Source organism: Pseudomonas sp. BN102, from assembly GCF_029871245.1.
Lineage (GTDB): Bacteria > Pseudomonadota > Gammaproteobacteria > Pseudomonadales > Pseudomonadaceae > Metapseudomonas.
On the sequence record NZ_SSON01000065.1, the window covers coordinates 23,834 to 49,966 of the forward strand.

The 26,133-nt window shown below is 65.8% G+C and carries 30 protein-coding genes; 9 read left to right on the forward strand and 21 right to left on the reverse strand.

Going from position 1 to position 26,133, the window contains the following annotated elements:
* The first annotated feature begins 175 nt into the window (after positions 1-175).
* The gene (locus tag E8F12_RS13315; RefSeq protein WP_280325725.1) at positions 176-1,489 is read left to right on the forward strand and encodes an MFS transporter; all 1,314 of its coding nucleotides are present in this window, start codon (positions 176-178) and stop codon (positions 1,487-1,489) included.
* On the opposite strand, the gene E8F12_RS13320 is transcribed toward E8F12_RS13315, so the two are convergent.
* Genes E8F12_RS13320 through E8F12_RS13340 form a run of 5 tightly spaced genes read right to left on the reverse strand, consistent with a single transcriptional unit; the run spans position 1,479 to position 4,804 of the window.
* On the reverse strand, positions 1,479-2,252 hold the full coding sequence (locus tag E8F12_RS13320; RefSeq protein ID WP_280325726.1) for an SGNH/GDSL hydrolase family protein: 774 nt from the start codon (positions 2,250-2,252) through the stop codon (positions 1,479-1,481). The two genes, E8F12_RS13315 and E8F12_RS13320, sit on opposite strands and share 11 nt — an antisense overlap.
* A complete protein-coding gene (purT, locus tag E8F12_RS13325; protein ID WP_280325727.1) occupies positions 2,249-3,430 on the reverse strand; it encodes a formate-dependent phosphoribosylglycinamide formyltransferase in 1,182 nt (393 codons plus the stop codon). The genes E8F12_RS13320 and purT overlap by 4 nt, the downstream gene beginning before the upstream one ends.
* Positions 3,431-3,446: 16 nt before the next feature.
* Positions 3,447-3,656: a DUF1289 domain-containing protein gene (locus E8F12_RS13330; RefSeq protein WP_280325728.1), complete on the reverse strand. Its 210-nt coding sequence runs from the start codon at positions 3,654-3,656 to the stop codon at positions 3,447-3,449.
* Positions 3,656-4,180 carry a gamma carbonic anhydrase family protein gene (locus E8F12_RS13335; RefSeq protein WP_280325729.1) on the reverse strand — a complete coding sequence of 175 codons (525 nt, stop codon included), beginning with the start codon at positions 4,178-4,180 and terminating at the stop codon, positions 3,656-3,658. The genes E8F12_RS13330 and E8F12_RS13335 overlap by 1 nt, the downstream gene beginning before the upstream one ends.
* Before the next feature lie 21 nt (positions 4,181-4,201).
* Positions 4,202-4,804: a CoA pyrophosphatase gene (locus tag E8F12_RS13340; RefSeq protein ID WP_280325730.1), complete on the reverse strand. Its 603-nt coding sequence runs from the start codon at positions 4,802-4,804 to the stop codon at positions 4,202-4,204.
* A 169-nt stretch (positions 4,805-4,973) separates the two neighbouring features.
* On the opposite strand from E8F12_RS13340, the gene E8F12_RS13345 reads away from it, so the two are divergent.
* Together E8F12_RS13345 and E8F12_RS13350 are read left to right on the forward strand one after the other, a co-directional pair.
* Entirely contained in the window at positions 4,974-5,528 is a 555-nt protein-coding gene (locus E8F12_RS13345) for an NUDIX hydrolase (protein WP_280325731.1), read from the forward strand.
* 42 nt (positions 5,529-5,570) lie between these two features.
* Positions 5,571-6,074, forward strand: coding sequence for a L,D-transpeptidase family protein (locus tag E8F12_RS13350; RefSeq protein WP_280325732.1), 504 nt, complete (start codon positions 5,571-5,573; stop codon positions 6,072-6,074).
* Positions 6,075-6,245: 171 nt separating this feature from the next.
* On the opposite strand, the gene E8F12_RS13355 is transcribed toward E8F12_RS13350, so the two are convergent.
* The 3 genes from E8F12_RS13355 to E8F12_RS13365 form a co-directional block, all read right to left on the reverse strand.
* A complete protein-coding gene (locus tag E8F12_RS13355; RefSeq protein ID WP_280325733.1) occupies positions 6,246-6,605 on the reverse strand; it encodes a PilZ domain-containing protein in 360 nt (119 codons plus the stop codon).
* A 60-nt stretch (positions 6,606-6,665) separates the two neighbouring features.
* The gene (locus E8F12_RS13360; RefSeq protein ID WP_280325734.1) at positions 6,666-7,088 is read right to left on the reverse strand and encodes a DUF4124 domain-containing protein; all 423 of its coding nucleotides are present in this window, start codon (positions 7,086-7,088) and stop codon (positions 6,666-6,668) included.
* 83 nt (positions 7,089-7,171) lie between these two features.
* A complete protein-coding gene (locus E8F12_RS13365) occupies positions 7,172-7,543 on the reverse strand; it encodes a tetratricopeptide repeat protein (protein WP_280325735.1) in 372 nt (123 codons plus the stop codon).
* A 168-nt stretch (positions 7,544-7,711) separates the two neighbouring features.
* Here E8F12_RS13365 and E8F12_RS13370 point away from each other — a divergent pair, with 168 nt between their 5' ends.
* Together E8F12_RS13370 and pyk are read left to right on the forward strand one after the other, a co-directional pair.
* On the forward strand, positions 7,712-8,515 hold the full coding sequence (locus E8F12_RS13370) for a tetratricopeptide repeat protein (RefSeq protein ID WP_280325736.1): 804 nt from the start codon (positions 7,712-7,714) through the stop codon (positions 8,513-8,515).
* A gap of 110 nt (positions 8,516-8,625) precedes the next feature.
* Entirely contained in the window at positions 8,626-10,077 is a 1,452-nt protein-coding gene (gene pyk, locus E8F12_RS13375; protein WP_280325737.1) for a pyruvate kinase, read from the forward strand.
* 192 nt (positions 10,078-10,269) lie between these two features.
* On the opposite strand, the gene E8F12_RS13380 is transcribed toward pyk, so the two are convergent.
* From E8F12_RS13380 to E8F12_RS13390, 3 genes are read right to left on the reverse strand one after another with little or no spacing between them, the layout of a single operon-like run.
* Positions 10,270-11,043, reverse strand: a complete 774-nt coding sequence (locus E8F12_RS13380; RefSeq protein WP_280325738.1) for an enoyl-CoA hydratase — start codon at positions 11,041-11,043, stop codon at positions 10,270-10,272.
* Between the two features lie 27 nt (positions 11,044-11,070).
* A complete protein-coding gene (locus tag E8F12_RS13385) occupies positions 11,071-12,012 on the reverse strand; it encodes an iron-sulfur-binding ferredoxin reductase (RefSeq protein ID WP_280325740.1) in 942 nt (313 codons plus the stop codon).
* Positions 12,005-13,132 carry a GGDEF domain-containing protein gene (locus E8F12_RS13390; RefSeq protein WP_280325741.1) on the reverse strand — a complete coding sequence of 376 codons (1,128 nt, stop codon included), beginning with the start codon at positions 13,130-13,132 and terminating at the stop codon, positions 12,005-12,007. The genes E8F12_RS13385 and E8F12_RS13390 overlap by 8 nt, the downstream gene beginning before the upstream one ends.
* A gap of 214 nt (positions 13,133-13,346) precedes the next feature.
* On the opposite strand from E8F12_RS13390, the gene E8F12_RS13395 reads away from it, so the two are divergent.
* Both E8F12_RS13395 and E8F12_RS13400 read left to right on the forward strand, forming a co-directional pair.
* A complete protein-coding gene (locus E8F12_RS13395; protein WP_280325742.1) occupies positions 13,347-14,870 on the forward strand; it encodes a fumarate hydratase in 1,524 nt (507 codons plus the stop codon).
* A gap of 124 nt (positions 14,871-14,994) precedes the next feature.
* The gene (locus E8F12_RS13400) at positions 14,995-16,884 is read left to right on the forward strand and encodes an acyltransferase family protein (RefSeq protein ID WP_280325743.1); all 1,890 of its coding nucleotides are present in this window, start codon (positions 14,995-14,997) and stop codon (positions 16,882-16,884) included.
* Between the two features lie 45 nt (positions 16,885-16,929).
* Here the strand turns inward: E8F12_RS13400 and E8F12_RS13405 are convergent, their stop codons facing one another.
* Together E8F12_RS13405 and E8F12_RS13410 are read right to left on the reverse strand one after the other, a co-directional pair.
* On the reverse strand, positions 16,930-17,814 hold the full coding sequence (locus E8F12_RS13405) for a carbon-nitrogen hydrolase family protein (RefSeq protein ID WP_280325744.1): 885 nt from the start codon (positions 17,812-17,814) through the stop codon (positions 16,930-16,932).
* Entirely contained in the window at positions 17,811-18,401 is a 591-nt protein-coding gene (locus tag E8F12_RS13410) for a GNAT family N-acetyltransferase (protein ID WP_280325746.1), read from the reverse strand. The genes E8F12_RS13405 and E8F12_RS13410 overlap by 4 nt, the downstream gene beginning before the upstream one ends.
* A 113-nt stretch (positions 18,402-18,514) precedes the next feature.
* Here E8F12_RS13410 and E8F12_RS13415 point away from each other — a divergent pair, with 113 nt between their 5' ends.
* Positions 18,515-18,913 (forward strand): nuclear transport factor 2 family protein, encoded by a 399-nt coding sequence (locus E8F12_RS13415; RefSeq protein ID WP_280325747.1) that lies wholly within the window; start codon positions 18,515-18,517, stop codon positions 18,911-18,913.
* On the opposite strand, the gene E8F12_RS13420 is transcribed toward E8F12_RS13415, so the two are convergent.
* From E8F12_RS13420 to E8F12_RS13455, 8 genes are all read right to left on the reverse strand, one after another.
* Positions 18,914-19,216 carry a ribbon-helix-helix domain-containing protein gene (locus E8F12_RS13420; protein WP_280325748.1) on the reverse strand — a complete coding sequence of 101 codons (303 nt, stop codon included), beginning with the start codon at positions 19,214-19,216 and terminating at the stop codon, positions 18,914-18,916.
* A 138-nt stretch (positions 19,217-19,354) separates the two neighbouring features.
* A complete protein-coding gene (locus E8F12_RS13425) occupies positions 19,355-19,936 on the reverse strand; it encodes a DJ-1/PfpI family protein (RefSeq protein WP_280325749.1) in 582 nt (193 codons plus the stop codon).
* Positions 19,937-20,046: 110 nt separating this feature from the next.
* Positions 20,047-20,658: a DUF2846 domain-containing protein gene (locus E8F12_RS13430; RefSeq protein WP_280325750.1), complete on the reverse strand. Its 612-nt coding sequence runs from the start codon at positions 20,656-20,658 to the stop codon at positions 20,047-20,049.
* 91 nt (positions 20,659-20,749) lie between these two features.
* Positions 20,750-21,907 (reverse strand): phosphatidylserine/phosphatidylglycerophosphate/cardiolipin synthase family protein, encoded by a 1,158-nt coding sequence (locus tag E8F12_RS13435; protein ID WP_280325920.1) that lies wholly within the window; start codon positions 21,905-21,907, stop codon positions 20,750-20,752.
* Complete coding sequence (locus E8F12_RS13440; RefSeq protein ID WP_280325752.1) at positions 21,904-22,485, reverse strand: YceI family protein; 582 nt, start codon at positions 22,483-22,485, stop codon at positions 21,904-21,906. Before E8F12_RS13440 ends, E8F12_RS13435 begins: the two co-directional genes overlap by 4 nt.
* Positions 22,486-22,830: 345 nt before the next feature.
* Entirely contained in the window at positions 22,831-23,880 is a 1,050-nt protein-coding gene (locus E8F12_RS13445) for an alkene reductase (RefSeq protein ID WP_280325753.1), read from the reverse strand.
* A gap of 15 nt (positions 23,881-23,895) precedes the next feature.
* A complete protein-coding gene (locus E8F12_RS13450; RefSeq protein ID WP_280325754.1) occupies positions 23,896-25,059 on the reverse strand; it encodes an MFS transporter in 1,164 nt (387 codons plus the stop codon).
* Between the two features lie 44 nt (positions 25,060-25,103).
* Entirely contained in the window at positions 25,104-25,412 is a 309-nt protein-coding gene (locus tag E8F12_RS13455) for a helix-turn-helix transcriptional regulator (protein WP_280325755.1), read from the reverse strand.
* Between the two features lie 122 nt (positions 25,413-25,534).
* Between E8F12_RS13455 and E8F12_RS13460 the strand changes: the two genes are divergently transcribed.
* Positions 25,535-26,116, forward strand: a complete 582-nt coding sequence (locus E8F12_RS13460; protein WP_280325756.1) for an ACP phosphodiesterase — start codon at positions 25,535-25,537, stop codon at positions 26,114-26,116.
* Positions 26,117-26,133 lie beyond the last annotated feature (17 nt).

Below are 26,133 nucleotides of genomic sequence, written 5' to 3' on the forward strand. Positions count from 1 at the left end.
ATGCCATTCGCCGCACCTCGCGGCCACCTGAGAACCACCTGTAGCGGCCACCCCCGCCGCCAGTCTGGGTCCTGATGCCGGCAACCCTCCGCATCCCTCAGCATCCGACCGCACCAATGACCCGCCGGGCATTCCGCAGGGAGCACGCCCGGCCCATGCAAAGGGAATTCCACAGATGACCAGCGCCACCTTGAGCGACTCGTCCAGCAGCACGCCCGCCAACTCCCCCGCGCACGTGGCCACCGCCAGTTTCATCGGCACCGCCATCGAGTTCTACGACTTCTACGTCTACGCCACTGCCGCCGCGCTGGTGATAGGCCCGGTGTTCTTCCCGCAGACGTCCAGCACCGCGCAGATGCTCTCCGCCTTCCTCACCTTCGGCATCGCGTTCCTCGCCCGCCCGCTGGGCTCGGCGCTGTTCGGCCACTTCGGCGATCGCGTCGGGCGCAAGTCGACACTGGTCGCCTCGCTGTTGTTGATGGGCGTCTCCACCACCCTGATCGGCGTGCTGCCCGGCCACGACAGCATCGGCGCCTGGGCGCCCATGCTGCTCTGCGTGCTGCGCTTCGGCCAGGGCCTGGGGCTGGGCGGCGAATGGGGCGGCGCGGCGCTGCTCGCCACGGAGAACGCCCCGCCCGGCAAACGCGCCTGGTACGGCATGTTCCCGCAACTCGGCCCATCCATCGGCTTCCTCGCCGCCAACGGTCTGTTCCTCAGCCTGGCCATGCTGCTCAGCGACGAACAGTTCCGCGACTGGGGCTGGCGCATCCCCTTCCTGCTCAGCGCCGTCCTGGTGCTGGTGGGCCTGTATGTACGCCTGAAGCTGGAGGAAACGCCGGTCTTCGCCCAGGCCATGGCGCGCCAGGAGCGGGCCCGGGTGCCGCTGGTGGAAACTTTCGGCAGCCACTGGAAACCCACGCTGCTGGGCGCCCTGGCGATGGTGGTGTGCTACGCGCTGTTCTATATCTCCACGGTGTTTTCCCTGAGCTACGGGGTGACCAGCCTGGGGTACAGCCGCGAGACCTTCCTCGCCCTGCTCTGCTTCGCGGTGCTCTTCATGGCCCTGGCGACGCCAATCTCGGCCTGGCTCAGCGACCGCCTCGGGCGCAAGCCGGTGCTGATCGGCGGCAGCATCCTGGCGATCCTGTCCGGCTTCACCATGGAACCGCTGCTGACCCAGGGCACGGCCTACGGCGTCGCCCTGTTCCTCTGCATCGAGCTGTTCCTGATGGGCGTGACCTTCGCCCCCATGGGCGCGCTGCTACCGGAGCTCTTCCCCACCCGCGTGCGCTACACCGGGGCTTCGGCGGCCTACAACCTGGGCGGCATAGTCGGCGCCTCGGTTGCGCCCTTCTTAGCCCAGAAGCTGGTGGCCATGGGTGGACTCTCCTGGGTCGGCGGCTATGTATCGGCGGCAGCGGCAATCAGCCTGCTGGCGGTGCTCTGCCTGAAGGAAACCCGCGACAGCGACCTCAGCCTCACGCGCTGAGTCCGAGTGCCAGGCCCTCCGCCTCCCGGGGCGGCGAGGCCGCGGCGACGAACCAGTCCGCCAGCGACTCGCCCCAGACCCGGTAGCCCAGGGACGACGGATGGTAGCCATCCAGCGCCAGGAACTCCGCGCGCATCTCCAGGCGCGTGGCGCAACAGCCCACCCCTTCCCGCTTGGCCAGGTCATGCAGCTGCCGGTCCAGCAACTGCGCGCGCCAGCCAAGCAACTGGCGCAGCAGCCAGGGCAAGGCGCTGAAGTGCTGCAAGGGCGGGACCCCGGCCAGGAGGACCCGCGCGCCGCGACCAGCAAAGTGCCGCGCCAGGCCTTCGAGGGACTTCCGCCAGCGGCGGCTGGAACTGAAGTGGGTGGTGTCGTTGACGCCGAAGACCAGCAGCACCAGGTCGGCAGGTTCTTCCGCCACCAGGGGCAGCAGGCGTTCCAGGGCACCGCCGGCGGTAATCCCGTTCTCGCCGCAAGCACGCCAGGCCACGGGCCGGCCCAGGCGGGCCGCCAGGGCGCCGGCCAGCTGCCCGGCCAAGGCGAACTCCAGGCAGGAGGTGCCGACCCCGGCCACGGTGGATTCACCTATCAATAGAAGGCGCAGCGGCTCGCCATCGAACCCTGCGCCGGCAAGGCCCTGCCCCGGCCCGGCGGCAGGCGTCAGGCGCAGGGCGGTACGGCGGGTATGCACGGCCATTGGCAGGACCAGCGGCAGCAGCGGCAGCGCCGCCACCCACCAGCACAGCCCGGCCAGGCGGCTCACAGCTGGACGTCGACGGCCTGAGCTGAACGGGTCGCCTTGGCTCGCGCCAGGTCGGTGGACTCGTCCCGCGCCAGGGCCACGCCCATGCGGCGCTGGCCGTCCACTTCCGGTTTGCCGAACAAGCGCAGGGCAGTGTCCGGTTCGCTGAGGGCCGCGCCGAGATTGCCGAAGCTGACCTGGCTGGACGTGCCTTCTACCAGTATCACCGCCGAAGCCGACGGCCCCTGCTGGCGAATGGCCGGGATTGGCAGGCCGAGGATGGCGCGAGCATGCAGGGCGAACTCGGACAGGTCCTGGGAGATCAGGGTGACCAGACCGGTATCGTGGGGACGCGGCGAGACTTCGCTGAACCACACCTGGTCGCCCTTGATGAACAGCTCGACGCCGAACAGGCCACGACCGCCCAGGGCCTCGGTAACCGCCTGGGCGATGCGTTCGGATTCGGCCAGGGCCTTCGGGCTCATGGCCTGGGGCTGCCAGGACTCGTGGTAATCGCCCTTCACCTGGCGGTGGCCGATGGGGGCGCAGAAGCTGGTGCCGCCGACATGGCGCACGGTGAGCAGGGTGATCTCGTAGTCGAAATCGATGAAGCCTTCGACAATCACCCGCCCCTTGCCGGCGCGGCCGCCTTCCTGGGCATAGTCCCAGGCAGTCTTGAGGTCGGCGTCGGACTTAAGCACCGATTGGCCCTTGCCGGAGGAGCTCATGATCGGCTTGACCACGCAGGGGTAGCCGACGCTGGCCACGGCGGCGCTGTAGTCCTCGAAGCTGTCGGCGAAGTGGTAGGGCGAGGTGGGAACGCCCAGCTCTTCGGCCGCGAGACGGCGGATGCCCTCGCGGTTCATGGTCAATTGGGCGGCGCGGGCGGTCGGCACCACGGTGAAGCCTTCGGCTTCCAGCTCCACCAGGGTGGCGGTGGCGATGGCCTCGATCTCCGGCACGATGTAGTGCGGCTTCTCCTGCTCGATCACCGCCCGCAGCGCGGCGCCGTCGAGCATGCTGATGACGTGGCTGCGATGGGCCACCTGCATGGCTGGGGCATCGGCGTAGCGGTCGACGGCGATCACTTCACAGCCGAGGCGCTGCAGTTCGATCACCACCTCCTTGCCGAGCTCGCCGGAGCCGCACAGCAGTACACGGGTCGCGCTGGGCGACAAGGGGGTTCCAATACGGGGCATGGCGTTTCCTCGGGGGTCAAGAAGCCTGGGTCGGGGGCGTGATGAACAGGCCGCTGGCCTTGGCGCGCTCGAAACAGCGGACCAGCACCTCGCGGCGCTCGGCGTTGTCCATGCGACCCCAGCGGGTGATTTCGTCGGCGCTGCGCTGGCAGCCGCTGCAGATGTCATGGTCGTCCAGCACGCAGACCTGCACGCAGGGCGAGCGGACGGGGCGTTCGGCATCCATCAGTCGTCCTGCTCTGCCAGGTCGCGGGCGTAACGCTGGGCGTTGTGCACATAGTGGGCGGCGCTGGCCTCGAGCATCTTCTTCTGCTGCTCGCTCAGCTCGCGCACCACCTTGCCGGGGGAGCCCATGACCAACGAGCCGTCGGGAATTTCCTTGCCTTCGGGGATCAGCGCATTGGCGCCAATGATGCAGTACTTGCCAATCTTGGCACCGTTGAGCACCACGGCGTTGATGCCGATCAGGCTGTAGTCGCCCACCGAGCAGCCGTGGAGCATGGCGTTGTGGCCAATGGTGACCGAGCGGCCGATGTTCAGCGGGTAGCCCATGTCGGTGTGCATCACGGTGCCGTCCTGGACATTGCTGTTCTCGCCGATGTGGATCAGCTCGTTGTCGCCGCGCAGCACGGCGCCGAACCAGACGCTGGCACCGGCGTCGAGCCGCACCTTGCCCACCAGGGTGGCGGTGGGGGCGGCCCAGCTATCGGGATGGGCTTCGACCTGGGCGGTTCCAAGGCGGTATTTCATCAGGCGCTCCTCGAACGGGGCTTATTTGAGTTTTATGAAGCTGGCGGGCGCGCGGGTCATCTCGATCCCGGCGTCGTAGACCAGGTTGACCAGCTCGACGACCATGATCGCGGTCAGGCCCCAGATCTTGAATTCGCCGTACTGATAGCTGGGCACGTACCAGCTGCGGCCGAGGTAGTCGATGCGGTGGGTCATCTGCCGCGGATCGTCGCGGAAGAACTCCAGCGGCACGCTGAACACCGAGTCGATCTCGCCGTCGTTGGCCTTGTACTGGACGAAATCCGGAACCAGCCCCACATAGGGCGTGACCTTGATGCCATGGCGGGAGACCAGGGTGCTGAGCGGGCCTATGACTTCCACCAGGCCGGGCGGCAGGCCGACTTCTTCTTCCGCCTCGCGCAGGGCGGTGCGGATCAGGTCCGCGTCTTCGGGATCGCGACGGCCGCCGGGGAAAGCCACTTCGCCGCCATGGGTGGACAGGCCGCTGGCGCGCAGGGTCAGGATCAGCTCGGGCTCGTCGCTGCGGGTAATCGGCACCAGCACCGCAGCTTCAGGGAAGTCGCGATCGGTCTCCAGGGTTTTCGGGGAGTAGCTCTGCACACGACGGAGCAGGTCATCCAGCATGGACTTTCTCATTGTTCTCGACTGCCCGGCATCATGGCATGAACCATTGGGCCGCCCAACCCCCGTACCGACAGGTCGCACCATTCACCACCTTTGGTTGGCCCCGCCCGTGGCTTGCCGTGCGACACCATGCCGCGCCAAGATGGATGCCCGACCTTGAGGAACTTTGATGAAATTCTGCAGCCAGTGCGGCGGCCCGGTCGTCCAGCGCATCCCCGATGGCGACAACCGGCTGCGCCATGTGTGCGAAAGCTGCCACACCATCCATTACCAGAACCCGCGCATCGTCGCCGGCTGCCTGCCGATATGGGGCGAGCAGGTGTTGCTCTGCCGCCGCGCCATCGACCCGCGCAAGGGCTACTGGACGCTGCCCGCCGGTTTCATGGAGAACGGCGAGACCATGCAGCAGGCGGCCAGCCGGGAAACCCTCGAGGAAGCCTGCGCGCGCGTGCGCAACCTCAGCCTCTATACCCTGTTCGATCTGCCGCACATCAGCCAGGTGTACACCTTCTTCCGCGCCGAACTGGTGGACCTGGACTTCGCCGCCGGCAACGAGAGCCTGGAAGTGCGACTTTTTCACGAACGGGAGATTCCCTGGTCCGAGCTGGCTTTTCCGACAGTGGGCCGTACCTTAGAATGCTACTTCGCCGACCGCGCCGGCCAGGTCTTCCCGGTGCGCAACGAGCCGATCGCACCGTTGCTGGCCTATTACAAAAAAGCCTGACCGCTAATCTGCTTACTAGAACACTGTGGGGATGTTGTGCCGATGCGCTGGTTGCTAGTCGTACTTTCCATGAGCCTCGCCGCTCTCGCCCAGGCCAGCACTACGCCGTCGCTGGGCGGCAAATCCATCGACAAGGTCCTGGTGGTGAAATCGGAGCGCTCGCTGCTGCTGATGAACCGTGGCGACGTGCTCAAGTCCTATCGCATCTCCCTCGGCAAGCAGCCCAGCGGGCCCAAGATTCGCGAGGGCGACCAGCGCACCCCGGAAGGCTTCTACTGGATCGACTGGCGCAAGACCAGCGACAAGTTCAACCTGGCCCTGCACATCTCCTACCCCAATGCCCGCGACGCCGCCAAGGCCCGGGAAAAGGGCGTGCTGCCCGGCGGCATGATCATGATCCACGGCACCCCGCTGGATGAGGAATACCCGGAGTGGTATTTCCATTCCCTGGACTGGACCGAGGGCTGCATCGCCATGAAGAACTCAGACATGCGCGAAATCTGGAGCCTGGTGAGGGACGGCACGTTGATCGAGATCCGCCCCTGAGCCCAACTGCTACGAAAAAAGGCGCCTTCTGGCGCCTTTTTTCTTGCAAGTGGGAGCGAAGCGTCCTGGTAGGGTGCGCTGCGCGCGCCGATGTACTTGCGCAGACTGCCCGGTGCGCGCGGCGCACCCTACGGGATGCCTCGGCGAAGAATTCGCGTTTTTCAGGCAGATTTAGGCCGAGGCGGCCAAAGGGCGAAAGCTGAAATAGAAACGCAAGGCATCGATGAGATCGGCGTATTCCGTCGGCGGGGCCACCAGGGAGAATCCCGAATCGTAGTTTCCGGGGGTCACATCCTCGTGGCACCACTGGCAAGTGGCGTAGAAATCGATGAAGTGCAACTGCCCGTCCTGGCCTGGAATCTTCAGGCGCATATCGAAACGGGCACCCACCAGCATGGGCAACTGGCTGATCAGCATCAGGCCGTCCATGGAGACATTGCCCAGGTACCCCATGGGCTTGTCTGTGAAGCGATTGAACACCTTCAGGTAGTAAGGCAGCTGATGGCGTTCGATACGGCGCTTGGTAGGCATGATATCAAATCGCTATTAATGGCACTTCAGTATGGACTCATTGCCGGCCTGGACCAACCTTCACTGGCATTCGCGCGCCATGCTCTGTGCGAGCTGGCGACGGATGGTCTCGATCTGCCCATCAGTGTAGTAGTGTCGCTCGCCCCGCTCGTCGAGCCGATAGAAAGGCCCGCCGTCGCTCAGCTGATCCTGTTGCTCGCGCAGTTCGCCGCACCTTTTCTGCAGCTGCTCGCGCGCCTGTGCGGCCCGGGTGGCGGCGACCGCCTGCTCGTCGCGACGCGCGTCGTAGAATTTCGCTGCGCGCTCCTCGCGCTCCCGGGTGGCCTGGTCCCGCTCCACCACCTGGGGTTTCACCGTCACCTGCTCGGCCCCGGCCCGGGGCTTTTCGCTGAAATGCACTTGCCCCTGGGCATCGGTCCAGCGATAGATCTCGGCACTGGCAACCGCGGGAGCCAGCAGCAGGCAACACAACAGGTGACGCATTCCATGTCTCCTTGGGTAGAGGGTCAGCTTAGCCATGGCCAGGCGCGGCTCAAGCCGGCAACGACCGACGGCCTTGCGGGAGGTCAGAGCGGCGCAGAATGGGTCCTTGCCGTGCTGCTACCCAGGCGGCCGAGCTGCTGCAGTGTCTCCAGGCGCGCCTTGGCCCGGTAAGCGTACTCGCTGGTCGGGTAACGGGCGATGATGAACTGGTAGGTCTGCGCCGCATCGACGAAGAGTTTCTGGCGCTCCAGGCACTGCCCGCGCAGCAGCGAGATTTCCGGCTGCAGGTACTGACGGGAACGGCTCTTGCGCTCGGCCTTGGACAGCTCGAGCATCACGTCCGCGCAATCGCCATCCTCATAGGAGCTATAGGCATTGTTCAGGTGATGGTCGAGGGACCAGCGGGTGCAGCCCGCCGTGGCCGCCAGCAGGGTGAGGATGATCAGGGTTCGCATGGGTAATTCCTCCGTCCACGAGGATATCGGCCAGGCGCGCCGCTTCTTCAGGCCGCCGGGCAAAAGCCGTCGCCAAGCATAACCTCCGATTGGTCCTGCCGGCTCCTACCGCAGGTGGCGACCGGCCACTGCTAGACTGCCGGGGTCGCCAACGGCCCCGGTCCAGCCATGCATTCCAAGCGTCCTGCCCTGCTCGCCCTCTGCCTCCTGCTGGGCGCCTGTTCACCCACCACCCCGCTGTTCATCGCCCAGGTCACTACCAACGAAGTGGTGGAATACAAGGCCATGAAGAGCAAGCGCATGGCCGCCGCGGTGGAGGAGGAAGGCGACCTGCTCACCTACAGCGCCATTGCCATACGCGACGCCAAGAGCCCTGAGGCGGAAGAGCTCTACCTGGTGGGCTACCGCGACGACAAGTTCAGCGATGACGTCCGCGCCATCGCCCTCTACCAGATCGGTCTGATCTACATGAGCCGCTACAACGACCAGCGCGACGATGCCAAGGCGCTGGCCTACCTGGAGCGGGTACTGAACGAATTCCCCACCAGCCGCGCCGCCGAACGGGCCGCGGCGCGCATCCTGATCATCGGCCAGCGGGCAAGGGAGCCGGTGCAGAAAAGCTCCCGCGAGCTGCTCGCAAGCTGGCAGCCGAGCGACAACCTGGACCTCTACCAGGCGGGCCTGGACCCCGACATGACCCTGCTGTCCCGCCGCGCCGTGCTCAAGGACCGCGTCGCCGAAGCCGAAGAACTCTACCTGCTGGCCCTCTCCGACGCCCATGTGCAGCCGGATATCAAGGAGAAGGCGCTCTACCAGCTGGGGCTGATGTACCTGGCGCCGGACAATCCCCATGCCAACCGCGACAAGGCCATCGGCTACCTGCGCCGATTGCTGGTGCAGTTCCCCGCCAGCGACCTGGCCGGCAAGGCCTCGCGACACCTCGACCAGGCACTCAACCAGGACCGTCCCTGACACCGTCTGGCGGGCCACCTGAAACAATTCAGCGGGTAGTGAAAAGTAACAATGACTACAGTTTCCTCGCGTAGTAGCCTCGGGCTCTGCTTGAAAAATGGAGTCTTCGCATGCCCTTCCGCCGCACCAAAATCGTCGCCACCCTCGGCCCGGCCAGCAACTCCCCGGAGGTCCTGGAGCAACTGATCATCGCCGGGCTGAACGTCGCCCGCCTGAACTTCTCCCACGGCAGCCCCGAGGAACACAAGGCACGCGCCCGACTGGTCCGCGAGCTGGCCGCCAAGCACGGCCGCTTCGTCGCCCTGCTCGGCGACCTGCAGGGGCCGAAGATCCGCATCGCCAAGTTCACCAACAAGCGCATCGAACTGAAGGAAGGCGACACGTTCCGCTTCTCCGTCACCCATCCGCGCGACGCCGGCAACCAGGAAGTGGTGGGCATCGACTACCCGGACCTGGTCAGGGACTGCGGCGTGGGCGATGAACTGCTGCTGGACGACGGCCGCGTGGTCATGCGTGTGGAAGGCACCAGCGCCGACGAACTGCACTGCCGCGTACTGATCGGCGGCCCGCTGTCCGACCACAAGGGCATCAACCGTCGCGGCGGCGGCCTCACCGCCCCGGCCCTGACCGCCAAGGACAAGGCCGACATCAAGCTGGCTGCGGAAATGGAACTGGACTACCTGGCCGTGTCCTTCCCCCGTGATGCCGCCGACATGGAACTGGCCCGCCGCCTGCGCGACGAGGCCGGTGGCAAGGCCTGGCTGGTCGCCAAGATCGAACGCGCCGAAGCCGTGGCCGACGACGAAGCCCTCGACGGCCTGATCCGCGCCAGCGACGCGGTGATGGTGGCCCGTGGCGACCTCGGCGTGGAAATCGGCGATGCCGAGCTGGTGGGCATCCAGAAGAAGATCATCCTGCACGCCCGCCGCTACAACAAAGCCGTGATCACCGCGACCCAGATGATGGAGTCGATGATCCACAGCCCGATGCCGACCCGCGCGGAAGTCTCGGACGTAGCCAACGCCGTGCTCGACTACACAGACGCCGTGATGCTCTCGGCCGAAAGCGCCGCCGGCGAATACCCGGTGGAAGCCGTGCAGGCCATGGCGCGCATCTGCCAGGGCGCCGAGAAGCACCCGGACACCCGCCGCTCCGGCCACCGCATCGGCAATACCTTCGAGCGCTGCGACGAGAGCATCGCCCTGGCGTCGATGTACACCGCCAACCATTTCCCCGGCATCAAAGCCATCATCTGTCTGACCGAAAGCGGCTACACCCCGCTGATCATGTCGCGCATCCGCTCCTCGGTGCCGATCTACGCCTACTCTCCGCACCGCGAGACCCAGGCCCGCGTGGCGCTGTTCCGTGGCGTCGAGACCATCCCCTTCGACGCTGCTGCACTGCCCCCGGAAAAGGTCAGCCAGATGGCCGTGGACGAATTGCTGCAGCGCGGCGTGGTGACCAAGGGCGACTGGGTGATCCTGACCAAGGGCGACAGCTACACCACCCAAGGCGGCACCAACACCATGAAGATCCTCCACGTCGGCGACCTGTTGGTCTGACCCGGACTGGAACGAAAAAGCCGCCCTTCGGGGCGGCTTTTTTCATGGTGTGGACTGAAACCCTGTAGGGGCGAATTCATTCGCCAAGCAGGCCGAAGGTCTGCCCCGCAAAGCCGAGGGGGGCAGCGGAGCTGCCCTTGGCGAATGAATTCGCCCCTACAAGCCAGGTTCGCCCCGGCAGGCCCTTCAGGTTCACACGAACTTCGAGAAATCCGGCTTGCGCCGCTGGGTGAAGGCCGACAGCGCCTCCACCGCTTCCGGCGAACGCAAGCGCTGGCCGAACAGCTCGCCCTCCTCGCTGATCACCCGGCGCAGCTCCTCGCGTCCCGGCGCCTGCATCAGGCGCTTGCTGTCCTCCAGTGCCGAAGGCGCCAGATCGAGGAAGCGCAGCGCTGCTTCCTTGGCACGAGCAAAGGTCACGGCGCCATTTTCCAGGGCGGAGTTGGCGATGCCCCAACTGGCCGCCTGCTCGCCGGTGAACCCCTCGCCCAGCAGCAGCAGCTCTGCCGCCTTCGCATGGCCGAGCAGGCGCGGCAGGATCAGGCTGGAGCCGAACTCGGGGCACAGGCCGAGGTTGACGAAGGGCATTTTCAGCTTGGCGTCGCAACTGACGTAGACCAGGTCGCAGTGCAACAGCAGGGTGGTGCCGATGCCCACCGCCGGACCGCTGACCGCTGCCACCACCGGCTTGCGGAAATCGAACAGCGCGCGCATGAACTGGAACACCGGGCTGTCCATGCTCGACGGCGGCTCCTGAAGGAAGTCGACAATGTCGTTGCCGCTGGTGAAGCACTCTTCACTACCGGTGATCAGCACCGCGCGGACCTCTCGATCCTCCTGCGCCGCATCCAGCACCTCGGCCATGCGGCTATACATCGCGCGGGTCAGGGCGTTCTTCTTGTCCGGACGATTCATACGCAGTGTCAGCAGGCCCTGCTCGCGCTCGACCAGAATGTGCTCGCTCATGGAAATCCTCGATGTTCTAGTGCCCGCTCAGACTTCGCGGGTCAGGAAGGTATCGGCCAGCAACTGGTTGCGCGGCAGGCCGGCCAAGTAGAGCCGGCGCGCGAAATCCTCGACGCTGGCGGGATCGCCGCAGAGTAAGGCGATGGTCTGGCGGGAAACAAGGCGGAATTGCGCCAAAACCTCCGGCAGCTCGGCCGGAGTAATCAGCTGCAATGCCAGGCCGGGGTGGGCTGCGGTCAGCTCCGCCAAGGGCTCGGCCAGGTAATGCCCGCTGGGCCCATGGGCCAGGTGAATGACGCGGATAGGCCCCTGGTGATGGTGCCGCAGGGCTTCGCGCAACAAGCCCCAGAGCGGCGCCAGGCCAGTGCCCGAAGCGAGGAACAGCAGGGGTCGCGTGTCCCAGGCCGGGTCGTAGTGAAGCGCGCCGCCATGCAGCTCGCCGAGGCGCAGCCGGTCGCCCGGCGCCAGGCGCCGCGCGCGGTCGCTGAACAGGCCGGGACTTCGGCAATCCAGGTGGAATTCCAGCCAGTCCTCGACGCCGGGCAGGCTGGCCAGGGAATAGGGCCGGGCGATGCCCTCATCGTTCCACAGCAGCAGGTGCTGGCCCGCGCTGTAACGCAGCGGCCGGGAAGGTGCGAGACGCAGGCGCAGGACATCCGGGGCTGGCCAGTCGAGGCTCGCCACCTGCGCCTCGATGCCATCGCGGGCCGGGTCGAACACTTCCACCACCAGGTCCTGCACCACCAGGCACTGGCAGGACAACCGCCAACCTTCGGCGCGCTGGAGGCGGTCGAGGGCTTCCGGCTTGGCGTCCGCCGGCTCGCCGGACAGGCAACGGACCAGGCAGGCATGGCAACTGCCCGCACGGCAACTGTAGGGCACCTTGCAGCCCCCTGCATTGAGTGCATCCAGCAGGTTGCTGGCAGGCGCCACGGTCCAGCGTTTTCCGGCAACTTCGAGTTCAGGCACCCTGCCCCTCCCAGGCGGCGTCGCAGCGGTTACGTCCGCCGCGCTTTGCCCGATAGAGTGCCTGATCCGCACGCTGCAGCGCATCATCCAGATCTTCCCCGGCGACCAGCAGGGTCATGCCCGCCGAGAGGCTCAACCGCTCGACCTGCACGCCCACCGGCTCGGCGCAGGCAAAAGCTTCGCGCAGGCGCTCGCAGCAGGCGGTGAGGCGGTCCGCGTCGCCGTTGGGCAAGAGCAGCACGAACTCCTCGCCGCCGTAGCGCGCCAGTACATCACCGTCGCGCAGGCAGGCCCGCGCTACCGCGGCGAAGGTCTGCAGCACCCGGTCACCGGCGGCGTGGCCGTGGACATCGTTGATCCGCTTGAAATGGTCGAGGTCGATCAGCGCCAGGCCGTGCTGGCGGTTCGGCGCCAGGCTGTCCAGCTCGCGACTGGCCAGACGCAGGAAGTGGCGGCGGTTGAACAGCCCGGTCAGCTCGTCGGTGGCCACCAGGTCCTCCAACTGGCGCATCATGCCCCGCAGGGTGTCCTGGTGCGCCTGCAACGCGAAGCGGCGCTGGCGCATGCGCTGACGCAGGGCCTGAACATAGCTGGCGAACAGGCTCAGCCAGACCATCAGCACGAACAGCACACAGACCTGCAGCAGTGCCAGTGCCGGCTCGGCCAGTTGCATCCGATAGGCTTCGAACAGGTTGAGGCCGGCGAAGGCGAAGAAGGCGAACGCCGCGCAGCGGGTGAAGACCCTCGGTTTGAGCTGGAATATGCCGAACAGCATGATCAGCACGTAGATCACTACCAGCGCACCGCGGGCGCTGTCGACCATGGACATCAGCCAGGTATGCCAGCCGAGGGCGAGCAGGACCTGTAGCTCGGTCAGGCTGGGGTCGCTGAACTGCAGGTTGCGCCCGCTGCTGAACAGCCAGAACAGCACGAGCTGGGAGAGGGCCACCAGACCGACGCCAAGCATGGCGGTGGATGCCGGGACTCGGAACAGGCCGCCCAGCAGGGCCACCGAGCACAGCAGCAGAATCATCGTGTAGGTGGCCACGGCCATGCCAAAGCGCTTCAGCAGCAGACTCTGCAAGGCTCTATGGCTTATCCGCTGGCTGGATGGGCTCATGGGCTCCCTCCCGTGATGGCACCATGCCTTCAATGTACCCTTGTGATCACAAATTTCATAGTGCGTAGGAAGTGTCCGACAACCGACCAAGGTCGACTACCGACGACTGTGCCCGGCCGGTACCACGCGCTATACTGCCGCGCCTTTTTAGCCTCGCGCGCCGGGTCGTGGTCCGGCGCTTCCCTGATGTTCCCGTTCTAAGAGGAGCGCACCCATGACCGTGATCAAGCAAGACGATCTGATCCAGAGTGTCGCCGACGCCCTGCAGTTCATCTCCTACTACCACCCCGTGGATTTCATCCAGGCCATGCACGAGGCCTACCTGCGCGAAGAGTCGCCCGCCGCGCGCGATTCCATGGCGCAGATCCTGATCAACTCGCGCATGTGCGCCACCGGCCACCGCCCGATCTGCCAGGACACCGGTATCGTCACCGTGTTCGTCCGCGTCGGCATGGACGTGCGCTGGGACGGCGCCACCATGAGCGTCGACGACATGATCAACGAGGGCGTGCGTCGCGCCTACAACCTGCCCGAGAACGTCCTGCGCGCGTCCATCCTGGCCGACCCGGCCGGCGCCCGTAAGAACACCAAGGACAACACCCCGGCGGTCATCCACTACTCCATCGTCCCCGGCAACACAGTGGAAGTGGACGTCGCAGCCAAGGGCGGCGGCTCCGAGAACAAGTCGAAGATGGCCATGCTCAACCCGTCCGACTCCATCGTCGACTGGGTGCTGAAGACCGTCCCGACCATGGGCGCCGGCTGGTGCCCGCCGGGCATGCTCGGTATCGGCATCGGCGGCACCGCCGAGAAAGCCGCGGTGATGGCCAAGGAAGTGCTGATGGAATCCATCGACATCCATGAGCTGAAAGCCCGCGGCCCGCAGAACAAGATCGAGGAAATGCGCCTCGAGCTGTTCGAGAAGGTCAACCAGCTGGGCATCGGCGCCCAGGGCCTGGGCGGCCTGACCACCGTGCTCGACGTCAAGATCATGGACTACCCGACCCACGCCGCCTCGCTGCCGGTGTGCATGATCCCCAACTGCGCCGCCACCCGTCACGCCCACTTCGTGCTCGACGGCTCCGGCCCGGCTGAGCTGGAAGCACCGCCGATGGACGCCTACCCGGAAATCGTCTGGGAAGCCGGCCCGTCCGCGCGCCGCGTCGACCTGAACAGCATCACCCCGGAAGAAGTGCAGAGCTGGAAGCCGGGCGAGACCATCCTGCTCAACGGCAAGATGCTCACCGGCCGCGACGCCGCGCACAAGCGCATGGTCGACATGCTGAACAAGGGTGAAGAACTGCCGGTGGACCTGAAGGGCCGCTTCATCTACTACGTCGGCCCGGTCGATCCGGTCGGTGACGAAGTGGTTGGTCCGGCTGGCCCGACCACCGCGACCCGGATGGACAAGTTCACCCGCCAGATCCTCGAGAGCACAGGCCTGCTGGGCATGATCGGCAAGTCCGAGCGCGGCCCCATCGCCATCGACGCGATCAAGGACAACAAGGCCGTGTACCTGATGGCCGTCGGCGGTGCTGCCTACCTGGTGGCCCAGGCGATCAAGAAGTCCAAGGTCCTGGCCTTCGCCGAACTGGGTATGGAAGCCATTTACGAGTTCGACGTGAAAGACATGCCGGTGACCGTTGCGGTCGACACCAACGGCGAGTCGGTGCACATCACCGGCCCGGCGATCTGGCAGAAGAAGATCGCCGAGAACCTGGCGGTGGAAGTGAAATGATCCACTGACGCAAGAAAAAATGCCCGGCACAATGCCGGGCATTTCATTTGCCATGCACTTCCCGGCCACCCCGGAAACCTGCCGGCGCGAATGACTACCGAATTTCCAGGATGATCTGCCCAGCATGAACACCTATGTCGGCTCAACTGTCCGCAAGGGCGCCGCGGCCTCCAATCCTGGCAACCTGCCACTGGCCGATCTCTCGATGCGCAGTGACATCCAGGGGCTACGCGCCATCGCCGTGCTGGCGGTGATCATCTTCCATGCGAACAAGGCCTGGCTCCCGGGCGGATTCATCGGCGTCGATATCTTCCTGGTGATTTCCGGCTTTCTGATTACCTCCATCATCCTGCGCCAGCGGGCGGACGGCCGCTTCAGCTTCAAGGATTTCTACCTGGGCCGGTTAAGGCGCATCGTCCCTGCCTACCTGGTGCTGCTGACGGTGGTGGCTGGCGTGATGTCCGCACTGCTGACTCCAGCCGATTTCAGTTACTTCAAGAAGAGCCTCAACGCGGCGCTCTACTTCAACAGCAACCATTATTTCGCCGGCTTCGGCGACTACTTCGCCCCCAGTGCCCATGAGCTTCCCCTGCTGCACATCTGGTCCCTGGCCGTGGAGATGCAGTTCTACCTGATCCTGCCGCTGTTTCTGGTCCTGATCCCGGCACGCCTGTACAAGTGGTTGCTACCCACCCTGGCAGTGCTGGTGACGGCCTACGTGAGTTACCGCCTCGCCGATGCCGCAAACCGCCAGGCCACTTACTTTTCCCTCCTGGCGCGCATCCCCGAATTCCTCGTCGGCTCCTGCCTTACGGTATTGCGGCCCGGCGGCCTGTCTTCCCCCCGCCTTGCCAGCGCCCTGGCCTGGCTCGGCCTGGCGGCCGTGATCGGCAGCCTGGTTTGGATCGACGAATCCCGCGCCTTCCCGGGCTGGATAGCGCTTCTGCCCTGCCTGGGCGCGGCGCTGATGATGGCCTCGCGGCACGGGCCGGTCAGCCGTTTCCTGTCCACGCGCCCCATGGTCTGGATCGGTGGCCTCTCCTACTCGCTCTACCTCTGGCACTGGCCAGTCCTGGCGGGGATCCGCTACTACACCGGACGGTATGAGCTCCTGCCTGTCGAGTTGCTGTGGTTCGCGCTGCTCACCCTCGGCTTATCCTACCTGTCCTACCGCTGGATCGAGCGGCCTTTCCGCTCCGCCCGCGATCGTCGCGCCACGCTGGCGCGGGTCCTGGTGCTGGGCATCGTGGCGGTTCCACTGATCGCCACCTCCAGCAAAGTCAATCGCTCCATGGTCGCGCCGCTCCCCGTCGAACAGACGCGCTATGCGGTGGATGCGGAAATCTGCCACGGCAAGATAGTCGGCGACTGCATCCGGGGTGACCGGGCGGGCAAGGAGACGCTCCTGGTCCTCGGCGACAGCCACGCAGCGCAATTGAATCTATTCTTCGACCAGTTAGGCAGGATCAACCACTCCGCTGCCCGGATCATTACTGGCAGCAGCTGCGTGACTATCCAGGGATTCGACTTCGCACGCCTGCCCGACTGGGCCCAGCCAGCGTGCACCGCCCAGATCGCCGCTGCGGCGCCCTTGATCCGCAGTGCGGACAAAATCGTGATCGCAGCAATGTGGCAGTACCAGGTCCAGAGCCCGGCATTCCTGCAGGCCTTCGAGCAATTCCTCGAAGCTACCGACGCCAGGGACCAGAAGGTGCTTGTGATGGCTCAGCTACCGATGTTCGACTCGGACATGCAGCGCATGGACCGGTTCGCCCAACTGCACCTGCCGATCAGCCGCAAGCTCAACGACCAATGGCAGGCAGCCAACCGCACAATCGCGGACATTGTCGCCAGGCACCCGTCCGCACGTTTCCTCGACCTTTCCGCAGCGCCGCTGTTTTCCTCGGCGCCGTTCTTCGACAACACCCTCATCTACTACGACAAGCACCACCTGAACGAAACCGGTGCGCGTCGCTACGCCGAACTGGCGGCCCCCTTCTTCCGGGACTTCTGACTGCAAGCTGTCGCGCCAGCCCGGAAGGCGCGGCAGCACGGGAGATCAGCCTGCAATTGGGCGCGCCTGCTCGAACTGCTCCGGCCAATCGCGGCGGGTGAATACCTGGCCTTCGGCGCGCACCCGGCGGACCGCCTCCAGATCCAGGTCGCAGACCAGCCAGCGGCTGGTGGCCGGACAGAGCTCGGCGCTCTCGGCGATCACCCCGTCGCTCGGCATGCCGTAGTCCGGCGGCACGTAGAGGCCGGCGCGGCCGATATTTTCGTCCAGGGCCGGCGACCAAGGCGCCAGGCCCACGGTGGGCGCCTGCAGCACGGCGATCTGGTTTTCCAGAGCGCGGGCCTGGGCGCCAATGCGCACCCGGTGGTAGCCAGCCTCGGTGTCGGTGCAGCTGGGCGCGAGGATCAGGTCGGCGCCCCCCTCGGCCAGGGTGTGCGCCAGCAGTGGGAATTCGTTGTCATAGCAGATCAGGATGCCGAGGCGTCCCAGGGTCGTGTCGAACACCTTGAGCCCCTCCCCCGCCGCAATGCCCCATTGCTCGCGCTCGAAGCGGGTCATGATCAGCTTGTCCTGGAAGCCCAGTTCGCCGCCCGGACCGAACAGCCAGGCGCGGTTGCGGTAGCGCCCATCGGCATCGCGCACCGGCAGGCTGCCAGGTTGCAGGTAGACGCCGAGCCTGGCCGCGATACCGGTGCACAGGGCCCGCCAATCCTGCAACAACGGTTGGATGCCGGCGATGGACGCCTGCAGATCACCGCGCTCCGCCTGCGGCAGCTGCCCCGCCAGAACCAGGCCAGCGTATTCCGGTAGCACCAGCAGCTTCGCGCCCCGAGCCGCCGCTTCAGCGCAGAGGCCTTCCAGGTGGGCGGCATAGGCCTCCCAGCTTTCGTGGAGCTCGATGGCGTACTGGCAGGCGGCGATCCTGATCATGGGGTGAGCTCCTTGAGCCAGAAGGACATGGGTTTGGCCGATTCGCTTTGCTCGTCCAGGTCGCGCCAGTGGTACTCGGTGCGCAGTTCCGGGTGGTGGCGATAACCACGCCGCGCCCAGAACTCATTGAGCGGCTGGTAGCCGGGTGGGCGCCGCGGGTGGTCGGCCGGCCGCTCCACCGCACAGAAGGCGCAATGCCCGAAGCGTCCCAGATGTCGCGCATAGGCTTCGCGCTCGGCGAAGAAGCGCACACCGAGGCCACTGCCACGGTATTCAGGCAACAACACCGACTCGCCGAAGTAGAAGATTCGCTGCGGGTCCCAGCCCTTCTCGCGGAAGGGGCGCTGGAACTCCTCGGTCTCGTCCGCCATGGGCAGGCCGGTGGAGGCTCCCACCACCCGCTCGCCGTCCTGAGCCAGGACGAACAGGCTTTCTGGGGACTCGGCATAGGTGGCCAGGTAACGTGCTTCGTATTCCAGCGAGCCGTCGTAGAGGTAGGGATATTCGCGGAACACCGTAAGACGCAGACGTGCGAGGTCATCGATATGGGGCGCGATCGCGGCGCCCTGGAGCAGGCGGATATGCATGGAAGCGGTCGTTCTGGCGATGTGGGTGACGCCCCTGGCTAAGCCGGGTATGGGCCAAGAACCTATCATGCCCGGCACGGACCGACTGACCCCATTGCGACAGGAACCCAACCATGACCGCTACCGAACTGGTGCAAGCCTATTACGATGCCTTCAACGCCGGGAACATGCCGGCCTTTCTCGCCCTGCTCAGCGAGGACGTGGTGCACGACATCAACCAGGGTGAACGGCAGATGGGCAAGGCCGCCTTCGCCGCCTTCATGGACAAGATGAACCGCTGCTACAAGGAACGGCTTTCCGACATCGTGATCATGCAGAACGCCGACGGCAGTCGCGCCGCCGCCGAGTTCGTGGTGCACGGCCAGTACCTGGCCGACGACGAAGGGCTGCCGCCGGCCAAGGGCCAGACCTACGTGCTGCCGGCCGGGGCCTTCTTCCATATCCACGTTGGCAAGATCGCCCGCGTGACCAACTACTACAACCTGAACGACTGGGTGGAGCAGGTCTGCTGATCAGGACGCGCTCCGCGCCTTCGGCAGTTCGACGACCGTGGCGCGGCGCTGGGCCAGGTAGCGGGTGCAGCTGACGCGCAGGAAGGAAGCGAAGTTGACCACCTCGCCGCGGTAGTCCATCACCTCTTCGTAGAGCTTGGTGATCAGTTGGTTGGTGGTCATGCCCTCCAGCTCGGCGATCTCCCGCAGGATGTCCCAGAACTGGTTCTCCAGGCGCAGGGTGGTCACCACCCCGCGGATGCGCAACGAGCGCGAGCGGGACTCGTAGAGGATCGGGTCGGCCTTGACGTACAGCTCGCACATGGCGCGCCTCCTGGATGACGGTTTGCCGCAACGCAGCCGATGAACTTTGTGTAGGGTGGATCACGCTTCATCGATCCACCACCGGAGTCCGGCATGACATCGACGGTCGAGACAAAGAGCGGTTTCCACCCACGCGCTTTACAGTTCGATCTTCGTCCCCAGCAGCTTGAGGAAGCCCGCCAGCCAGGCGGGATGGGCTGGCCAGGCCGGGGCGGTCACCAGATTGCCCTGGGTGTGGGCGGCATCCACCGGGATATCCACGAAGGTGCCACCGGCCAGGCGCACTTCCGGCGCGCAGGCCGGGTAGGCGCTGCACTCGCGCCCTTCCAGCACACCCGCCGCGGCCAGCAGCTGAGCGCCATGGCAGACGGCGGCGATGGGCTTGCCGGCCTTGTCGAACTCCTTGACCAGTTCCAGTACCCGGGCATTCAGGCGCAGGTACTCCGGCGCGCGGCCGCCCGGGATCAGCAGGGCGTCGTAGTCCGCCGCCTTGACCGTGGCGAAGTCGAAGTTGAGGGCGAAGTTGTGGCCAGGCTTCTCGCTGTAGGTCTGGTCACCTTCGAAGTCATGGATGGCGGTGCGCACACTCTGCCCGGCGATCTTGTCCGGGCATACGGCATGCACCGTGTGGCCGACCATCGACAGGGCCTGGAAGGGCACCATGGTTTCGTAGTCTTCGGCGTAGTCGCCTACCAGCATCAGAATCTTCTTCGCGGCCATGTCGCATCCTCCTCCTGGATTGGAAGCCCTGGGCTTCAAAGGTTAGCCAATTATCCCCGGGCTCATTCGGACCGGGGTAATAGGCCCCTACTACAGGGACGGGCGGTGCTTCAGATGCCGATCTTGTCCAGGGCCCGGCCGACGCCGCGCCAGAAGCCCTGTTGCGGTCGCGCCCGCTGGCCGCTGGCGGCGATGCGCTCGTTCGGCTGCACCTGGCGGGTGGCGGTGATCTCATCGCCACCCAGCGATTTATCCACCAGCCGCAACGGACCGTTGCCGGCAGCGGGCTGCTCGCTGTTCTTCGGCGGCGGATCCAGTTCGTCGTAGCGCAGGTAGTAGGTGCGTCCTGCCGTCGCATCCAGGGCAAAGGAGGTGATCAGGGTGAAGTCCAGCGGGCCGTCGGCAAGCAGGGTCCAGTAGCTGCCGAAGAGCGGCCGGCGCATCTCCAGCTGGTAGCTGGCAGCATCGAACTCCAACACCAGGTAGCCATTGCTCGGCAGACTGCCAATCAGCTCGTTGTCGAGGAAAATGCCGGGGGCTTCCAGCTCCTGGTCCGCCCATTCGCTCTGAGGCCGATAGAGGTAGACCAGCGCTTGCTCGCCGTCACTGGGCACCGCCGTCTGGAACTGCGGCCCTTCAGTGGCACCGAAGAACGCACCCGGCGTTGAACAGCCGCCGAGCACGGCACAAAGCAGCAGGATCGGCAGGTATCGGCGGCCCATGCAGCCACTCCCTCTCGTTGTGGTGGAGCAAGCCTAGCCCGGCGTCGACCTGCGCACACCCGACGAAAGTGCGGCCCCTGCTTCCGAGCGCCTAGCGGCGGCGGTCGAGCAGGTTCACCACCAGCCGGTCCAACCATCCCCAGAGCCGTTGGCGCAGGCGCTTGATCAGGGGCCTGGCATGCCAGTCATCCATGGTGATTTCGCGGCTATCGGAGAAGTCCTGGCGCATGCAGGCATCCACCGCCTGGGTGAACTGCGGGTCCAGTGCTTCGAGGTTGGCTTCCAGGTTGAAGCGCAGGTTCCAGTGATCGAAGTTGCAGGAGCCGACGCTGACCCAGTCGTCCACCACCACCAGCTTCAGATGCAGGAAGCGCTGCTGGTATTCGAAGATCCGCACCCCGGCGCGCAGCAAGCGTGGGTAGTAGCGCTGGCCGGCGAAGCGCACGGGCGGATGGTCGGTGTGCCGGCTGGTGAGCAACAGGCGCACTTCGACGCCGCGTCGAGCGGCCTTGATCAGGGCGCGACGGACCTTCCAGCTCGGCAGGAAATAGGGGGTCGCCAGCCACACGCGATTGCGCGCCGTGCGGATGCTGCGCACCAGCGACTGGACGATGTCGCGGTGTTGGCTGGCATCGGCGTAGGCCAGCCGGCCCAGGCCCTCGCCCACCGCAGGGTAAGGCGGCAGGTGCGCCAGGCCCGGGGCTTCGCTCGGTTTCCAGGGACGGCGGCCGAGGTTGGCCAGCCACTGGTAGTCGAAGATCAGCTGCCAGTGCGCCACCAGCGGTCCTTCGATGGCCACCATCACCTCATGCCAGCGACTGGTCTCCTGGCTGGGGTCCCAGAATTCGTCGGTGGAGCCGGTGCCGCCGATGAAGGCCAGGCGGTCGTCCACCACCAGGATCTTGCGGTGGTCGCGGTACAGGTTGCTCAGCCCGCGCCGCCAGCGAAGGGGGTTGTAGTACTGCAACAGCACCCCGGACTCGGTCAGGCGCTCGCGCAGCCCCGCGCCCAGGCGCAGGCAGCCGAAGCCGTCGAACAGGCAACGCACCCGCACGCCACGCACCGCGGCGACGCAGAGAGCGTCCACCAGGGCATCGCTGCACTTGCCGTCTTCCACCAGGTAAAGCTCCAGCGCGACCTGATACTCGGCACGGGCGATGGCCGTGAGCATGGTCGGGAAGAACTGCGGGCCGTCGATCAACAGCTCGAAGCGGTTGCCGGACTTCCAGGGGAAGATCTGCCCCATCAGCGCGCCGTGAAGATCAGCACGGCGCCCACCGGCACCGACAGGCTGATGCCCGGCAGGCCGGCCAACTTGCGCAGGCCATCCAGCGCTGCGGTCAGGCCGAAGTCCTCCACCTGCAGCACCAGCGGCGCGAGGGTCACCACCTGGAAGCGACGGTCATCCAGGCGCGTGGCCAGCAGCTCCGCTCGGTACTCGTGCTCCTGGTCCCTGAGCTTCACCTTCAAGGGCAGGCCGAGCTCCAGCTGGGCGCCGGGGGCCAGGTCGGTGATGGGACGCAGGTCGAGCTGGGCGCTGACCTCGGCCTCGGGGTACTTGCCGATCTCGAAGAACTGCTCGCGCAGGCGCTGGTCGCGCAGGGGCACTCCAGTACTGACCGACTCCAGCTCGACGCTGATATGCGCCTTGCCGCCGTTGTCGATCTTGCCGTGCAGGGTGAGGAAACGGTGCACCTCGGAGATGCTGCCGGCCTTGGTGGAGATGAAGGAGATCCGCGACGACTCGTTGTCCAGGTACCAGCTGGCCTGTACCGGCAGGGCCAGGGCGCCGAGCAGGGCAATGAGGGGGCGTATCGATCTGTGCATGCGGGCTTCCTTTGGCATGTCGCTGACGGCGGAGAGACTCCGGCCGGACTCCATTGGTCACACGGATCGCGGCTGGGTTCCGCCGCAGGCCGGCGAAAATCCAGCCGGGTTGGCAGGCGATGGGTGCAAAGCTACCAGAGGATGACGGATTCGTGCGCAGCACAACTCCTGTAGGGGCGAATTCATTCGCCAGGCAGGCGGAAGGTCTGCGCGTGCGGAAATGTCTCGGGACCGCTGCGCGGTCCTTGGCGAATGAATTCGCCCCCACAACGCCCGACCCCAGATCTGTCCCTGAACAAAAAAGCCCCGGCCTTGCGGCACGGGGCTTTGCTGGACAACTGACGTTTACAGGCGCGGATAGTCGATGTAGCCCACCGGGCCCTTGGCGTAGAAGAGCTCGGGGCGCGGCTCGTTCAGCGGCGCGTCCAGGCGCAGGCGCTCGGGCAGGTCCGGGTTGGCGATGAAGGGGACACCGAAAGCCACGGCATCGGCCTTGCCGCTTTCCAGCCAGGCTTCGGCGCTGCCCTTGGTGAAGCGTTCGTTGGCGATGAACACGCCGCCAAAGGCTTCCTTGAGCTGCGGCGACAGGCTGTCCTCGCCTTCCTTCTCGCGGGCGCAGATGAAGGCCACGCCACGCTTGCCCAGTTCGCGGGCGACGTAGCTGAAGGTGCCACCCAGGTCGGAATCGCCCATGTCGTGGGAATCCGCACGTGGGGCCAGGTGCACGCCGACGCGGCCGGCACCCCAGACCTTGATCGCCGCATCGGTCACTTCCAGTAGCAGGCGCGCGCGGTTTTCGAGGGAGCCGCCGTACTGGTCGTTGCGCTGGTTGGTGCTGTCCTGGAGGAACTGGTCCAGCAGGTAGCCGTTGGCGGCGTGGATCTCCACCCCGTCGAAGCCGGCGGCCTGGGCGTTCTCGGCACCCACGCGGTAGGCCTCGACTATGTCGGCGATCTCTTCTGTTTCCAGGGCGCGCGGCACCGGATAGTCACGCAGCGGGCGCAGCAGGCTAACGTGGCCCTTGGCGGCGATGGCACTGGGTGCCACCGGCACTTCGCCGTCCAGGTAGCTGGGGTCGGAGATGCGACCGACGTGCCAAAGCTGCAGGACGATCTTGCCGCCGTTGGCATGCACCGCCTTGGTAATGTTGCTCCAGCCCTTCACCTGGTCGTCGGACCAGATGCCGGGGGTATCCGGGTAGCCGACGCCCAGCGGGGTCACGGAAGTGGCTTCGCTGATGATCAACCCGGCGGAAGCACGCTGGGTGTAGTACTCGGCCATCAACGCGTTGGGCACGCGGCCCTCGTCGGCGCGGCAGCGAGTCAGCGGCGCCATGATGATGCGGTTGGCGAGTTCCAGGTCGCCGATCTTGATCGGGTCGAAGAGCGTGGTCATGTCAGTTACCTCGGGTCAGTCGAGAGCTGCTTGCAGCTCGGGAGTACGGTTGCTGAAGGTGAGCAGGGTCGCTATCAGGGCGAGGATCGCCAGCACGGCAGCGGCCAGGGGAACAGTGGTGAGGCCGAAGCCCTGGCTGATGACCAGGCCGCCGATCCAGGCGCCGAGGGCGTTACCCACGTTGAAGGCACCGATGTTCAGGGTGGAAACCAGGTTCGGCGCGGCGCTGCCGAAGGCCACCACATTGACCTGCAGGGCCGGCACCGCGGCGAAGGCGGCCGTGGCCCAGAGGAACAGGGTGATTTCCGTGGGGATCAGCGCGGCGATGGTCCAGGTCAGCACGCTGGAGGCGATGGCCAGGGCAACGAACACGCCCATCAGGGTCTGCGCCAGCTTCCAGTCAGCCAGGCGGCCGCCGATCACATTGCCCAGGGTCAGGCCCAGGCCGATCAGCAGCAGGCTCCAGGTCACCCCACGGGGCGAGACGCCGGTCACCTCGCCCAGCAGCGGTGCGACATAGGTGAAGATGCAGAACACCGCCGCGGAGAACAGCACGGTGGTGGACAGTGCCAGCCAGAGCCCGGCACCGCGCAGGGCGGCGAACTCGGCACGGATATCGGTGGCCTCCTCGTCATGCTGGCGGGGCAGCACGCGCCAGAGACCGATCAGCGCGACCACACCGATCAGGGTCACCGCCCAGAAGGTGGAGCGCCAACCCGCGGCCTGGCCCAGGGCGGTGCCGAGCGGCACGCCGAGCACGTTGGCCAGGGTCAGGCCGGTGAACATCAGGGCTACGGCGGAGGCCTTGCGGTTGGCCGGCACAAGGCTGGCGGCCACCACCGAACCGATACCGAAGAAGGCACCATGGCAGAGCGCGGTAACGACCCGCGCCAGCATCAGCAGACCGTAGTCGGCCGCGATGGCGCAGAGCAGATTGCCGATGATGAACACGCCCATCAGCACCAGTAGCGCCTTGCGGCGTGGCAGCCTGGCGGTGGCCATGGCCATGATCGGCGCGCCGATGGCCACGCCCAGTGCATAACCGGTAACCAGCCAGCCGGCACCCGGAATGGATACGCCGAGATCAAAGGCCACCTCGGGCAACAGGCCCATGATGACGAATTCGGTGGTGCCTATCGCAAACGCGGACAAGGCGAGGACGAGAAGCGCAGTAGGCATGGGCCTGCTCCTTGGAAATTTCGGGTTGTAGGCAGGTGCTGCAGTTACAGCTCGTCGCTCATCTGGCGAAGAAATTCAGCGATGACGGCTTCATTGCGCTTGAAGAAGTTCCATTGGCCCACCTTGCGGCTCGTAACCAGCCCAGCGCGCTGCAAGGTCGCCAGATGCGCCGACACGGTTGACTGGGAAAGCCCGCAGCGCTGGTCGAACTTGCCGGCGCAGACGCCGATCTCGAAGGGGTGGTCCTGTTCGACGAAATACTTCTCCGGGTCCTTGAGCCACTGCAGCATCTCCCGCCGCACCGGGTGGGCCAGCGCCTTGATGATTTCGTCGAGGTCTATGGACGTGCTCATGGTCGGGTTCGTATATCGAGATGGAGCGAACTTTATATCGATGAAAGACGATACGCAGATCGTTTGTGCCGATAGTCATCATCGACCGTCATGATAGAACGCCCTTGGGTTAAGCTCGGCCAATGAACTACCTCGCCCACCTCCACCTCGGCGGCTCGCAGCCCGCGCAACTGCTTGGCAGCCTCTATGGCGACTTCGTCAAAGGGCCGCTGGACGGGCGCTGGCCGGCGGACATCGAAGCCGCCATTCGCCTGCATCGGCGCATCGATGCGTTCACCGACAGCCATCCCCTAATCACCCTCGCCAAGCAGCGTTTCCCCGCCGAACGGCGACGCTTCGCCGGCATTCTGATGGACGTCTTCTTCGACCACTGTCTGGCCCGCGACTGGGGGCAATACGCCGCTGAGCCGCTGGACGACTTCACCCGCCACGTCTATCAGGTGCTGGTCGCGGAACCGCAGCTGCCCGGCCGCCTGGCGCTGATCGCCCCGCGCATGGCCGCCCAGGACTGGCTGGGCAGCTATCGCGATTTCGAGACCCTGGAGCTGGTGATTGCCGGCATGGCGCGACGCCTTTCGCGTCCCGAGGCGCTGGCCGGGGCCATGGACGAGCTGGAAGCCCTGTACCAGCCCTTGAGCGAAGATTTCCGCCGTTTCTATCCACAGCTCCAGCAATTCGCAGGCAGCCAGCCGAACATCGTTTGACCTGCATCAAGGGAAAA